This is a genomic window from Streptomyces sp. NPDC000345 (assembly GCF_042898825.1).
Lineage (GTDB): Bacteria > Actinomycetota > Actinomycetes > Streptomycetales > Streptomycetaceae > Streptomyces.
The window spans coordinates 278,157-291,019 of record NZ_JBIAZE010000012.1 but is presented as its reverse complement, the minus strand read 5'-3'; the positions used below and the strand labels follow the sequence as shown (position 1 = coordinate 291,019).

Annotated in this window: 11 protein-coding genes; 9 read left to right on the top strand and 2 right to left on the bottom strand. The window is 70.3% G+C overall.

All coding sequences use genetic code 11. The annotated features are described in order from the left end of the window. Window positions 1–94: 94 nt before the first annotated feature. The 4 genes from ACFY30_RS27970 (at window position 95) to ACFY30_RS27955 (ending at window position 3,657) form a co-directional block, all read left to right on the top strand. Window positions 95–727 carry an MBL fold metallo-hydrolase gene (locus ACFY30_RS27970; RefSeq protein ID WP_390847904.1) on the top strand — a complete coding sequence of 211 codons (633 nt, stop codon included), beginning with the start codon at window positions 95–97 and terminating at the stop codon, window positions 725–727. 194 nt (window positions 728–921) lie between these two features. After that, on the top strand, window positions 922–1,284 hold the full coding sequence (locus ACFY30_RS27965; protein ID WP_390656798.1) for a bifunctional 3-phenylpropionate/cinnamic acid dioxygenase ferredoxin subunit: 363 nt from the start codon (window positions 922–924) through the stop codon (window positions 1,282–1,284). Continuing rightward, complete coding sequence (locus ACFY30_RS27960; RefSeq protein WP_390847903.1) at window positions 1,281–2,444, top strand: NAD(P)/FAD-dependent oxidoreductase; 1,164 nt, start codon at window positions 1,281–1,283, stop codon at window positions 2,442–2,444. Before ACFY30_RS27965 ends, ACFY30_RS27960 begins: the two co-directional genes overlap by 4 nt. An 82-nt stretch (window positions 2,445–2,526) precedes the next feature. Next, the gene (locus tag ACFY30_RS27955; protein WP_390847902.1) at window positions 2,527–3,657 is read left to right on the top strand and encodes an aromatic ring-hydroxylating dioxygenase subunit alpha; all 1,131 of its coding nucleotides are present in this window, start codon (window positions 2,527–2,529) and stop codon (window positions 3,655–3,657) included. A 14-nt stretch (window positions 3,658–3,671) separates the two neighbouring features. Here the strand turns inward: ACFY30_RS27955 and ACFY30_RS27950 are convergent, their stop codons facing one another. Further along, entirely contained in the window at window positions 3,672–4,469 is a 798-nt protein-coding gene (locus tag ACFY30_RS27950) for an IclR family transcriptional regulator (protein WP_390847901.1), read from the bottom strand. Between the two features lie 151 nt (window positions 4,470–4,620). Between ACFY30_RS27950 and betA the strand changes: the two genes are divergently transcribed. Together betA and ACFY30_RS27940 are read left to right on the top strand one after the other, a co-directional pair. After that, on the top strand, window positions 4,621–6,291 hold the full coding sequence (gene betA, locus ACFY30_RS27945) for a choline dehydrogenase (protein ID WP_390847900.1): 1,671 nt from the start codon (window positions 4,621–4,623) through the stop codon (window positions 6,289–6,291). Between the two features lie 3 nt (window positions 6,292–6,294). Next, window positions 6,295–7,131, top strand: coding sequence for a 5,10-methylenetetrahydrofolate reductase (locus tag ACFY30_RS27940; RefSeq protein ID WP_390847899.1), 837 nt, complete (start codon window positions 6,295–6,297; stop codon window positions 7,129–7,131). A gap of 60 nt (window positions 7,132–7,191) precedes the next feature. On the opposite strand, the gene purU is transcribed toward ACFY30_RS27940, so the two are convergent. Further along, a complete protein-coding gene (gene purU, locus ACFY30_RS27935; RefSeq protein ID WP_390847898.1) occupies window positions 7,192–8,064 on the bottom strand; it encodes a formyltetrahydrofolate deformylase in 873 nt (290 codons plus the stop codon). Window positions 8,065–8,281: 217 nt separating this feature from the next. On the opposite strand from purU, the gene ACFY30_RS27930 reads away from it, so the two are divergent. From ACFY30_RS27930 to ACFY30_RS27920, 3 genes are read left to right on the top strand one after another with little or no spacing between them, the layout of a single operon-like run. Then, window positions 8,282–9,751: an aldehyde dehydrogenase family protein gene (locus ACFY30_RS27930; RefSeq protein WP_390847897.1), complete on the top strand. Its 1,470-nt coding sequence runs from the start codon at window positions 8,282–8,284 to the stop codon at window positions 9,749–9,751. A 20-nt stretch (window positions 9,752–9,771) separates the two neighbouring features. Next, window positions 9,772–10,860, top strand: coding sequence for a glycine betaine/L-proline ABC transporter ATP-binding protein (locus ACFY30_RS27925; RefSeq protein WP_390847896.1), 1,089 nt, complete (start codon window positions 9,772–9,774; stop codon window positions 10,858–10,860). Further along, window positions 10,860–12,860, top strand: a complete 2,001-nt coding sequence (locus ACFY30_RS27920) for an ABC transporter permease (RefSeq protein ID WP_390847895.1) — start codon at window positions 10,860–10,862, stop codon at window positions 12,858–12,860. The genes ACFY30_RS27925 and ACFY30_RS27920 overlap by 1 nt, the downstream gene beginning before the upstream one ends. Window positions 12,861–12,863 lie beyond the last annotated feature (3 nt).

The following is a 12,863-nucleotide window of genomic DNA, read 5'->3' as shown; positions in this document are numbered from 1 at the left end:
CGTTCGTCACCGAGACGATCGCCCTCGACGAGGTGGAGAAGGCCTTCGAGCGGATGCACCACGGCGACGTCCTGCGCTCGGTCGTGGTCCTGTGATGGCCGGCGTCCGCGTCGAACGTCTCGTCACCTCGGGCCGGTTCAGCCTCGACGGCGGCACCTGGGACGTGGACAACAACGTGTGGCTCGTCGGTGACGACCACGAGGTCGTCGTCATCGACGCCGCCCACGACGCCACCGCGATCGCCGAGGCCGTCGGAGACCGGCGGCTGACCGCCATCGTGTGCACCCACGCCCACAACGACCACATCGACGCCGCGCCCGCCCTCGCCGCGCGCACCGGCGCCCCGGTCCTGCTCCACCCCGACGACCTGCCGCTGTGGAAGCAGACCCACCCCGACCGCACGCCCGACGGCGAGCTGGCCGACGGTCAGGTCCTCACCGTGGCCGGCGTGGACCTGACCGTGCTGCACACCCCGGGCCACGCCCCCGGTGCCGTCTGTCTGTACGCACCCGCCCTGAGGGCCCTCTTCAGCGGGGACACGCTTTTCGCGGGTGGGCCGGGGGCCACCGGGCGGTCGTACAGCCACTTCCCGACGATCGTCGACTCGATCCGGGACCGGCTGCTGACCCTGCCCGCCGACACCGTCGTGCACACCGGACACGGTGGGACGACGACCGTCGGCGCGGAGGCCCCGCATCTCCCCGAGTGGATCGACCGCGGTTTCTGACCCTTTTGCCGCGGCCCCCGCACGGCGCCCGCACCCCCTGTTCCCGCAGGTGGTGCGGGCGTTTCGAGCTGCCCCGGAGGCGGGCGGCGGACCGGTCCGAAGCGGTCCTTTGGACGCCTTGACAAGGGTTCAGGGCGACCCCAGACTGATGTTGCGCTTACCGCAATCCGTTTCGCTATACGCACCGAGGTGTCATGATGATTCCCGCGTGCCGTCTCGCGGATCTCCCGCGAGGCGAGGCCCACCGGCTCGACATCGACCCGCCGGTCTCGGTGTTCCACACCGACGACGGCGAGGTCTTCGCCATCGACGACACCTGCACCCACCAGGACGCCTCGCTCGCCGACGGCTGGCTGGAGGGCTGCGAGGTGGAATGCCCGCTGCACGCCTCCAAGTTCGACCTGCGGACCGGCGCCGTCGACGCCCCGCCGGCCAAGCTCCCGGTCCGCACCCACGAGGTCGTCGTCGAGGACGGCATGATCTACGTCAAGGTGTCGACCGAGGCCCCGAACCTCCCGCCCTGCCTCGCGTCCCGGCTCGCCGGGGGACCCGCGTGAGGACCGTCGCCGTGGTGGGCGCCTCGCTGGCCGGACTGTCGGCGGCGCGCTCGCTGCGGAAGCAGGGCTACGACGGGCGGCTCGTCGTCATCGGCGACGAGATCCACCGCCCGTACGACCGGCCCCCGTTGTCCAAGGAGTTCCTGGCCGGCACCCTCGGTGAAGCGGACCTGGCCCTGGAGGCGGACGACGAGGACCTGGGCGCGGAGTGGGTGCTCGGCGCCCGCGCCACCGGACTCGACCGGGCCGACCGGGCCGTACGGCTCGCCGACGGACGTGAAGTACGGGCCGACGGCGTCGTCCTCGCGACCGGTGCCGCCGCCCGTACCCTGCCCGGCTCCGCGGGGCTGGCCGGCGTGCACACCCTGCGCACCCTGGACGACGCCCGCGCCCTGCGCGACGAACTCGCCCGCGGCGGGCGGCTGGTGGTGATCGGCGGCGGGTTCATCGGCGCCGAGGTGGCCTCCACCGCGTACGGCCTCGGCCTCGACGTGACCGTCGTCGAGGCGGCCCCGACACCGCTCGCCGGACCGCTCGGCACCGAGATGGGCACCCTCGTCTCCGCCCTGCACGCGGACCACGGCGTACGGCTCCTGTGTGGGGTCGGCGTCAAGGGGCTGAGCGGGGAGACCCGTGTCGACGCCGTCCTGCTGGAGGACGGCCGCTCCCTCCCCGCCGACACCGTCGTCGTGGGTGTGGGCGCCCGCCCCTGCGTCGACTGGCTCGAAGGGTCGGGCGTCGACCTCGACAACGGCGTCAGGTGCGGTGCCGACGGCCGTACCAGCCTGGCCTCGGTGGTCGCGGTCGGCGACTGCGCCAACTGGTACGACCCCCGGGCCGGTGTCCACCGCCGGGTCGAGCACTGGACCGGCGCGCGCGAGCGCCCCGACGCCGCCGTGGCCACGCTGCTGGCGGGCGGCGCGGTGGAACCGGGCGTACCCCGGCCGCCGTACTTCTGGTCCGACCAGTACGGCGTGAAGATCCAGTTCGCCGGTCACGCGGCCGGCGCCGACAGCGTGACCATCGAGGAGGGCGCCGCCGACGCGCGCGACGTCCTCGCCGTCTACCGGCGGGCCGGCACCCCGGTCGCCGTACTCGGGATGAACCAGCCGCGGCTGTTCACCCGCTGGCGCAAGCAGCTCGCGTCCGCCACCTCTTGACACCGCCGACCCAAACGCCGTCCGGAGTCGCTCTTCCCGGCGCGTGAATGACCCCTCCACGACGTATCCCGAGGAGTGCACCGTGACCTCGACCAGCCTGCCGGACAGCCTGATCGCCACCCTCCCCGGCTCCTCCTACACGGATCCGGGGATCTTCGCCCAGGAGCAGGAGCGCATCTTCGAAACCATGTGGTTCTGCGTCGCGCGCGCCTCCGAACTGGCCAGGCCCGGCGCCTTCCGCACCGTCGACGTCGGCCGCGAGAGCATCCTCGTCACCCGGGCCAGGGACAACTCCGTCCGCGCCTATTTCAACGTCTGCCGGCACCGCGGCGCCAAGATCTGCACGGAGGAGACCGGCGAGGTGAAGCGGGCCTTCCAGTGTCCGTACCACGCCTGGACCTACGACCTGAACGGCAAGCTCGTCGCCGCGCCCAACCTCACCAAGATGCCCGACGTCGGCCGCACCGAGTACGGCCTGGTGAGCGTCGCCGTGCGGGAATGGCTCGGCTACGTCTGGGTCTGCCTCGCGGAGAACCCGCCCTCCTTCGAGGAGGACGTCATCGGCGAGGTCGTCACCCGCCTCGGCGACGTCGAGTCGATCGAGCGCTACGGCATAGAGAACCTCTCCGTCGGCAGGCGGATCGTCTACGACGTCAAGGCGAACTGGAAGCTCATCATCGAGAACTTCATGGAGTGCTACCACTGCGCCACGATCCACCCCGAACTCACCGAGGTGCTCCCCGAGTTCGCCGACGGCTACGCCGCCCAGTACTACGTCGGCCACGGCGCCGAGTTCGGCGAGGAGATCCAGGGCTTCACGGTCGACGGGTCCGAGGGCCTCGACCGCATCCCCGGGGTCTCCGAGGACCAGGACCGCCGCTACTACGCGATCACCGTCAAGCCGCAGGTCTTCATCAACCTCGTCCCCGACCACGTGATCTTCCACCGGATGTACCCGGTGGCCGCCGACCGCACGATCGTCGAGTGCGACTGGCTCTACCTCCCGCACGTCGTCGAGAGCGGCAAGGACGTCAGCCGGTCCGTGGAGCTGTTCGACCGGGTCAACCGGCAGGACTTCGATGCCTGTGAGCGCACCCAGCCCGGCATGAGCTCCCGGATGTACGCCAAGGGCGGCGTGCTGGTGCCCAGCGAGCACCACATCGGCGCCTTCCACGACTGGGTGAACGAGCGCCTGGGCACCCCCCGCCCGTAGCCGGGAGGGAGGGATCAGCCGAGGTAACCCATCCGGTGGCTGATCTCCTCCGCGCCCTTGAGCAGGACCGGGGAGAGCTCGTGCAGCCGCTCCTCGGCGAGGCGGTACGAGGGTCCGGAGGCGCTGAGCGCGGCGATGACCTCGCCGTCCCGGTTGCGGATCGGGGCGGCCATCGCGTGCAGCCCGATCTCCAGTTCCTCCAGGGTCCAGGCGTAGCCCCGCTCCCGTGCGTCGGCGAGGTTCTTCTCCAGCTTCGCCTTCGCGGTGATCGTGTGCGGGGTGACCTTCTCCAGGCCGGCCGTGGCCAGCAGCGCGGCCCGCTCCTTGGTGGGCAGGTGCGCCAGCAGGATCTTGCCGCTCGACGTCGCGTGCAGCGGGGTCAGCTCCCCGACCCAGTTGTGCGCGGCGACGGCCGCCGGACCGCGGACCTGGTACAGGTTGATCGCGTAGTGCTCCTGCATGACCGCGATGTTGACCGTCTCGCCGAGCTCCTCCGCGAGCCGCTCGCAGACCGGCCGGCCCTGCTGGGTGAGGTCGAGGCGTCCCGTGACCGCGCCGGCCAGGCGTACGATGCCGAAGCCGAGCCGGTACTTGCCGCGCTCGCCCGCCTGCTCCACCAGACCGCGCGCCTCCAGGGCGCCGAGCAGGCGGAACGCGGTGGACTTGTGAACATCGATCTCGGCGGCCACTTCGCTGACGCCCGCCTCGCCGCGCTGGGCCAGGATTTCCAGCACGCTGATGGCGCGGTCGACCGACTGAACTCCGCCGGACTGCGCGGTCGTCGTTTCGGTGTCTGTGCTGTAGTTGCTCACAGCGAAACTATACGCGCAGTAAACAACACCTGTGCAAGTAACCGGATGGAAATGAAGGCCACGTAAGTTGCGTGGACCGCAACCTAGTGCGTATAGCGCTACTGGTACTAGCATGCCTCGCGTATCTGTGGCGCGAGCGAGACGAGGCACCATGGCTTCCCTGCAATACGACTTCGTCATCGTCGGCGGTGGATCGGCCGGCAGCGCACTGGCGAACAGGCTCTCCGCGGACCCCTCCCACCGGGTCCTGGTGCTGGAGGCCGGCCGGTCCGACTACCCGTGGGACGTGTTCATCCACATGCCCGCCGCGCTGACCTATCCGATCGGCAGCCGGTTCTACGACTGGAAGTACGAGTCCGAGCCCGAGCCCCACATGGGCGGCCGGCGCATCTACCACGCGCGCGGCAAGGTCCTCGGCGGCTCCAGCAGCATCAACGGCATGATCTTCCAGCGCGGCAACCCCATGGACTACGAACGCTGGGCCGCCGACCCGGGCATGGAGACCTGGGACTACGCGCACTGCCTGCCGTACTTCCGCCGGATGGAGAACTGCCTCGCGGCCGACCCGGACGACGAGTTCCGCGGCCACGACGGACCCCTCGTCCTCGAACGCGGGCCGGCCACCAACCCCCTCTTCGGCGCCTTCCTCAAGGCCACCCAGGAGGCGGGCTACGCACCGACCGACGACGTCAACGGCTATCGGCAGGAAGGTTTCGCCAGGTTCGACCGGAATGTCCACCGCGGGCGCCGGCTCTCGGCCTCCAAGGCGTACCTCAAGCCCGCCAGGAAGCGGCCCAACCTGACGGTGAGGACCCGTGCCCTCGTCACCCGCGTCCTCTTCGAGGGCAAAAAGGCCGTCGGTGTCGAGTACCAGCGCGGCAGGGGCGCGCTCCAGCAGGTCCGGGCCAGGGAGGTCATCCTCTGCGGCGGCGCGATCAACTCCCCGCAGCTGCTGCAGCTCTCCGGCGTCGGCAACGCCGGGGAACTGGACGCCCTCGGCATCGACGTCGTCCACGACCTCCCGGGCGTCGGCGAGAACATGCAGGACCACCTCGAGGTCTACATCCAGTACGCCTGCAAGCAGCCCGTCTCCATGCAGCCGTACCTGGCGAAGTGGCGCGCCCCGTTCATCGGGCTCCAGTGGCTCTTCCGCAGGGGGCCGGCCGCCACCAACCACTTCGAGGCCGGCGGCTTCGCCCGCAGCAACGAGGACGTGGACTACCCCAACCTGATGTTCCACTTCCTGCCCATCGCGGTCCGCTACGACGGCTCCGTGCCCGCCGGCGGCCACGGCTACCAGGTCCACGTCGGGCCCATGTACTCCGACGCCATCGGCTCCGTGAAGATCAGGAGCAAGGACCCGCGCGAACACCCGGCCCTGCGCTTCAACTACCTCTCCACCGAGCAGGACCGTCGCGAGTGGGTCGAGGCGATCCGGGTGGCCCGCAGGCTCCTCAACCAGCCCGCGCTGGCCCCCTACAACGACGGCGAGATCTCGCCCGGCCCGTCCGTGGAGACCGACGAGGAGATCCTCGCCTGGGTCGCCAAGGACGGCGAGACGGCCCTGCACCCGTCGTGCACCTGCAAGATGGGCACCGACGAGATGTCCGTCGTCGACCCCGCCAGCATGCGCGTGCACGGCCTCGAGGGCATCCGGGTGGTCGATGCCTCGGTCATGCCGTACGTCACCAACGGCAACATCTACGCCCCGGTGATGATGATCGCCGAGAAGGCCGCCGACCTGATCCTCGGCAAGGAGCCCCTGGCTCCGTCCGAGGCCGCGTACTACCGCCACCGCGACGCCCAGCAGCAGGCTGGGTAGGCCTTGGCCGCCGAAGGACTGCGGACGCTGCTGGAACAGGTCCGCTACGAGGTGCTGCCCGCGAAGGCGACCGAGGACAAGGTCCTCGCCCATGTCCCGCGCGACGTCGTCGTCACCGTGACGGCGTCGCCGGCCAAGGGCCTGGAACCGACCCTCGGTCTCACCGTCCGGCTCGCGGCGCACGGCTACCGCGTGGTCCCGCACGTGCCCGCGCGGCTGCTGCGGGACGACGCCCACCTCAAGGAGGTCGCCGGCCGGCTCCGCGAGGCCGGCGTGGACGACGTCTTCGTCCCCGCGGGCGACGCCGACCCGCCCGCCGGGGCCTACGAGGGTGCCCTGCCCGTGCTGCGCGGGCTGGGCGAGCTGGGCAGTCCCTTCGCCCGCGTGGGCATCACCGGCTACCCCGAGAGCCATCCCCTCATCCACGACGACATCACCGTCCAGGCGATGTGGGACAAGCGCGAGCATGCCACGTACATCGTGAGCAACCTCTGCTTCGATCCGCGCGTGCTGGGGGAGTGGGTTGCCCGGATACGGCGCCGGGGCGTCGTGCTCCCGGTCCATGTAGGCGTCGCCGGGCCCGTGCAGCGGGCGAAGCTGATGGCGATGGCGACGAAGATCGGCGTGGGGGAGTCGGCGCGGTTCCTGACGAAGCACGCGTCGTGGTTCCTGCGGTTCGCCGCGCCCGGGGGCTACTCGCCCGAGCGGCTGCTGCGCCGCACGGATCCGGCCCTCACGGCCGCGGGGGCGGGCGTGGCGGGCCTGCACCTGTTCACCTTCAACCAGATCGCCGAGACGGAGAGGTGGCGGCGGACCCTGCTGGACCGGCTCGGTGACTGACGGAGAACCGTATACAGAAAGGGCGGGGCTGGAAGACCAGCCCCGCCCTCGTGCGCGCGCTCAGCGGAAGACCACCGTCCGGTTGCCGTCCACCATCACCCGGCTCTCGCTGTGCCACTTCACCGCGTGCGCCAGCACCTGGGCCTCCACGTCCCGGCCGACCGTGACCAGCTCCCCGGGGTCGAGCGAGTGGTCCACCCGGACCACGTCCTGCTCGATGATCTGCCCCTCGTCCAGGTCCGGCGTCACATAGTGCGCCGTCGCGCCGACCAGCTTCACCCCGCGGTCGTAGGCCTGGTCGTAGGGCTTGGCGCCCTTGAAGCTGGGGAGGAAGGAGTGGTGGATGTTGATGGCCCGCCCTTCCAGCTGCTTGCACAGGTCGTCCGAGAGGATCTGCATGTAGCGGGCGAGCACCACCAGGTCGATGTCCAGCTCCCGCACCAGCTCCAGCAGCCGCGCCTCGGCCTCGGCCTTGGTGTCCCTGGTCACCGGGACGTGGTGGAAGGGGATGCCGTAGGTCTGCGCCAGACCTTCGAAGTCCCGGTGGTTGGAGACGATCGCCGGTATCTCGATGTTGAGGGCACCCGTGCGCCGGCGGAACAGCAGATCGTTCAGGCAGTGGCCGAACCGGGACACCATGATGAGCGTCCGCGTCGGCGTCGACGCGTCCCGCAGGGTCCAGGAGATCCGATAGGCCTCCGCCACGGGACCGAACCGGTAACGCAGATTTTCCAGACCGGCGGTTGGATCGGACACGTCGAAGTGGACCCTCATGAAGAAACGGCCCTGGAGCCGGTCGTCGAACTGCTGGCTCTCCAGGATGTTTCCGGAGTTGCGGACGAGAAAGCCGCTCACGGCGTGAACCAGTCCCGCGCTGTCCGGACACGAAAGGGTGAGGACGTACTCACGGCCAGGCTGCGGTCGAGGGGACATGACGACCTCCGTCGATGCGTAATGCACAACTCAGTGAGCGATACGCAACATACTTGGCCGGGAAGGGGCTCTTGGTCAAGAGAGAAGGGTCGAGCGGCCCCTTGTGAAATCGTCATCCGCCAACCTCTTGACGTATGTCCGCACATTGGCCAGGGTGTTCCACCACAAGCAATTGGATGCACGATGCGCAACGCATTTCGGCTGAAGGGCTTGGCGCGTGGCAGACCTGTATGTGGACGGTGAATGGCGGGATCCGGTGGCCGGAGGCCTCCGGGACATCCGATGTCCCGCCGACGGCACGCTCAGCGTGTCCGTATCGGAAGGGACACGTCCCGACGCCGAGGCGGCGATCACCGCGGCCCGCCGCGCCTTCGACGGGGGCCCTTGGCCGCACACCCCCGAGCGAGACCGCGGAGCGCTGCTGCTGCGCACCGCCGACCTCATCGAGCGCGACGCCAAGTCGTTCGCCCGCGCCGAGTCGCTGGACACGGGTAAGCGGCTGGTGGAGAGCGAGTACGACATCGCCGACGTCGTCTCCTGCTTCCGATACTACGGGGGCCTCGGCGGAACCGACGCCGGCCGCGTGATCGACACCGGCCGCGACGACGCCGTCAGCCGCGTCGTGTACGAGCCGGTCGGGGTCTGCGGCCTGATCACCCCCTGGAACTACCCCCTCCTCCAGGCGTCCTGGAAGGTCGCCCCCGCCCTGCTCGCGGGCAACACCTTCGTCCTCAAGCCCAGCGAGCTCACCCCCTCCACCTCGATCCTGCTGCTGAAGGCGCTGGAGGAGGCCGGGCTCCCGGCCGGCGCCGGCAACCTCGTCCTGGGCGCCGGCACCGAGGTCGGCGCCCCGCTCTCCGAGCACCCGGCCGTCGACCTGGTCTCCTTCACCGGCGGTCTGGAGACCGGCAAACGGATCATGGCCACCGCCGCGGCGACCGTGAAGAAGGTGGCGCTGGAACTCGGCGGCAAGAACCCCAACGTGATCTTCGCCGACGCCGACTTCGAGACGGCCGTGGACTTCGCCCTCACGGCCGTCTTCCTGCACTCCGGGCAGGTCTGCTCGGCCGGCGCCCGCCTGATCGTCGAGGACTCGGTCCACGACGCGTTCGTCGACGAGGTCGTGCGCCGGGCCCGGCGGATCCGGCTCGGCGGACCCTTCGACCCCGACGCCGAGACCGGGGCGCTGATCTCCGCCCAGCACCTGGCCAAGGTCGAGGCCTACGTCGCCGCGGGCCTCGCCGAGGGCGCCGTGCTGCGCTGCGGCGGCGAGCGCCCCGCCGACCCCGCCCTCGCGAACGGCCACTACTACCCGCCGACCGTCCTCGACGAGTGCCGGCAGGACATGCGCGTGGTGCACGAGGAGTCCTTCGGGCCCGTGCTGACCGTGGAGCGCTTCACCGGTGAGGACGACGCCGTCCGCATCGCCAACGACACCGAGTACGGCCTCGCCGGGGCCGTCTGGACGCAGGACGCGGGCAGGGCCCAGCGGGTCGCCCGGCGGCTGCGCCACGGCACCGTGTGGATCAACGACTACCACCCCTATGTGCCGCAAGCGGAATGGGGTGGCTTCGGGCACTCGGGCGTGGGCCGGGAGCTGGGACCGACCGGCCTGAACGAGTACCGAGAGCCCAAGCACATCTGGCAGAACATCCAACCCCGGCCGCAGCACTGGTTCCGCGGCTGAACGCCGAAAAGAGGTCGATCGTGACCCCCACACAGACCGAGGTGCCGCAGCGGCGCGGCACGCCCCAGGACGCGGAGGGCACTCCGGTCATCTCCGTGCGCAATCTGTGGAAGGTGTTCGGGCCGAAGGCCGACCGGGTACCGGGCTCCGAGGAGCTGTGCGGCCTCACCCGCCGTGAGCTGATGGACCGCACCGGATGCACCGCGGCCGTACGCGACGTGAACTTCGACGTCCGCAGGGGCGAGGTGTTCGTCGTCATGGGCCTGTCCGGCTCCGGCAAGTCCACCCTGGTGCGCTGTCTGACCCGGCTGATCGAGCCCACCTCCGGCGAGGTCGTCTTCGAGGGCCAGGACATCCGCCAGGCCGACGACAAGCACCTGCGCGACCTGCGGCGCCGCAAGTTCTCCATGGTCTTCCAGCACTTCGGGCTGCTGCCGCACCGCCGTGTGGTGGACAACGTGGCCTTCGGCCTGGAGATCCGCGGCATGAGCCGGGCCGAGCGCACCCGGCGGGCCCTGGAGGTCGTCGAGCTGGTCGGCCTCGCCGGCTACGAGAACTCCTACCCGGACCAGCTCTCCGGCGGTATGCAGCAGCGCGTCGGCCTCGCCCGCGCCCTGGCCGGAGACCCTGACGTCCTCTTCTTCGACGAGCCGTTCTCCGCCCTGGACCCGCTGATCCGCCGGGACATGCAGAACGAGGTCATCCGCCTCCACCACGAGGTAGGCAAGACCATGGTGTTCATCACCCACGACCTCTCCGAGGCCCTCAAGCTGGGCGACCGCATCCTCATCATGCGCGACGGCAAGATGGTCCAGTGCGGCACCGGCGACGAACTCGTGGGCGCCCCGGCCGACGACTATGTACGCGAGTTCGTCAAGGACGTGCCGCGCGGTGACGTCCTCACCCTGCGCTGGATCATGCGGGCCCCCGAGGACGGCGACGCACTGGACGGTCCCGAGCTGGGCCCGGACGTGGTGGTCCGGGAGGCCACCCGGGCCGTGCTGGCCGCCGACAAGCCGGTCAAGGTCGTCGAGGACGGCAAACTGCTCGGCATCGTGGGCGACGAGGAGATCCTGGCGGTCGTCGCCGGGCAGGAAGGCGGCAGGTGATGGCCGTCGTCATGGAGAAACCGGAGACGACGCAGAAGGCCGCACCGGCCGCACCCGCCAAGGCCGCCCGCAGGATCAGCAGGCCCATGGCCGTCGGCGCGATCCTGGTCGTCTGGCTGCTGCTCTTCGCCGTCCTGCGCGGCAGACAGACGCTCACCCTCGCGGCGGCGGACCTCACCGGTCTGCACCGCTGGTTCAACGACGTCAACGACTCCATCGGCGCCCACCGCAACTCCAACCCGCTCTTCCTCTACTTCTTCAACGAGATCCGGCTGGTCATCGACAACCTGGTGACGTTCGTCCAGGACCTGATCTCCCAGCCCTCCGGCCCCCGCCCCGTCCCGCAGATCGGCTGGCTCGGCGTCGTCGGGATCGCCGGCTACGTCTCCTGGGCCGTGGGCAACTGGCGGGTGGCGCTGCTGGCCGTCGCCGGGTTCACGTTCTTCGGGCTGCAGGGGCTGTGGCAGGAGAGCATGGACACCCTGGCCCTGACCCTCTCCGCGGTCCTCGTCGCGCTGCTGTTCGCGATCCCGCTCGGGGTGTGGGCGGGCCTGTCCGACCGGTTCAACCGGATCGTGACCCCCTTCCTGGACTTCATGCAGACGATGCCGACCTTCGTCTACCTGGCCCCGCTCACCCTGTTCTTCCTCATCGGCGGTGCCTCGGCCGTGATCGCCACCGCGATCTACGCGGCCCCGCCGGCCATCCGCATCACCGCGCACGCCATCCGCTCCGTGCCCGAGACCACCGCCGAGGCGGCCGAGTCCCTGGGTGCGACCCGGCGGCAGGCCCTGCTGAAGGTGCTGCTGCCGATGTCCAAGCGGACCGTGGTGATGGGCGTCAACCAGTCGATCATGGCCGCGCTCGCCATGGTCACCATCGCCGCCCTGATCGACGCGCCCGGCCTCGGCAAGACCGTCGTCCAGGCCCTGCAGTCGCTCGACGTCGGCACGGCCTTCAACGCGGGCCTGGCCATCGTGGTCATGGCGATCGTCCTCGACCGGGTCACCACCGCGGCCAGCGCCCGCCAGGAGGCGGCCCGGCGCTCGAAGAACCGCTTCCTCAGGTGGCGCCGGCCGCTGCTCGGCGTGGGCGCGGCGGTCACCGCGGTCCTCGTCTACCTGTCGCACACCTACGTGTGGGCGGCGGAGTTCCCCGGCGAGGGGAGCACGGGAAGCTCGATCGCGAGCGCGGCCGACACGGCGACGACCTGGGCCCAGGACAACCTGTCGGGCCTGACCAACGCCTTCCGCGACGCCCTCACCAACGGCCTGCTCAACCCGTTCCAGTCGCTGCTGACCGACTCCCCGTGGTGGGTCGTGGCCGCGGTCCTCGTCGCACTCGCCGTCGTCCTCGGCGGCGTGCGCTCAGGCGTCACCACGGCCGTCTGTGTGGGCCTGCTGGTCGGCACGGGCATGTGGTCGGACGCGATGACGACGCTCGCGTCGACCCTCGTCGCCACGGTCCTCGTGATGGTGCTCGGCATGGTCTTCGGGGTGTGGATGGGCCGCAGCACGCTCGTGGACCGGGTGCTGCGGCCGACCCTGGACGCGGCGCAGGTCATGCCGCCGTTCGTCTATCTCGTGCCGTTCCTGGCGCTGTTCGGCGCGACCCGCTTCACCGCGATCGTCGCCGCCGTCGTCTACGCGGCACCGGTCGCCATCAAGATCATCGCCGACGGGGTGCGGGCGGTGCCCGAGACCACCGTGGAGGCGGCCACCTCCGCCGGGTGCAACACCTGGCAGATCATCACCAAGGTTCAACTGCCGATGTCACGCAGTGCCCTGACGCTCGCGACCAACCAGGGCCTGATCTACGTGCTGTCGATGGTTGTTGTGGGCGGCCTGGTAGGGGCGGGCGCCCTCGGCTACGACGTCGTGGCCGGATTCTCGCAGGGCGAGCTGTACGGCAAGGGGCTGGCGGCGGGACTCGCCATCGTACTGCTCGGAGTCATGTTCGACCGGATCACTCAGGCAGCGGCGCGACGCGCGAGCGCATAAGGA

Excerpts from the sequence above, each read along its gene's own strand:
- ACFY30_RS27920 (WP_390847895.1), top strand. The coding sequence starts at position 10,860 with ATGGCCGTCGTCATGGAGAAACCGGAGACGACGCAGAAGGCCGCACCG.
- ACFY30_RS27965 (WP_390656798.1), top strand. The coding sequence starts at position 922 with ATGATGATTCCCGCGTGCCGTCTCGCGGATCTCCCGCGAGGCGAGGCC.
- betA (WP_390847900.1), top strand. The coding sequence starts at position 4,621 with ATGGCTTCCCTGCAATACGACTTCGTCATCGTCGGCGGTGGATCGGCC.
- purU (WP_390847898.1), bottom strand. The coding sequence starts at position 8,064 with ATGTCCCCTCGACCGCAGCCTGGCCGTGAGTACGTCCTCACCCTTTCG.
- ACFY30_RS27970 (WP_390847904.1), top strand. The coding sequence starts at position 95 with ATGGCCGGCGTCCGCGTCGAACGTCTCGTCACCTCGGGCCGGTTCAGC.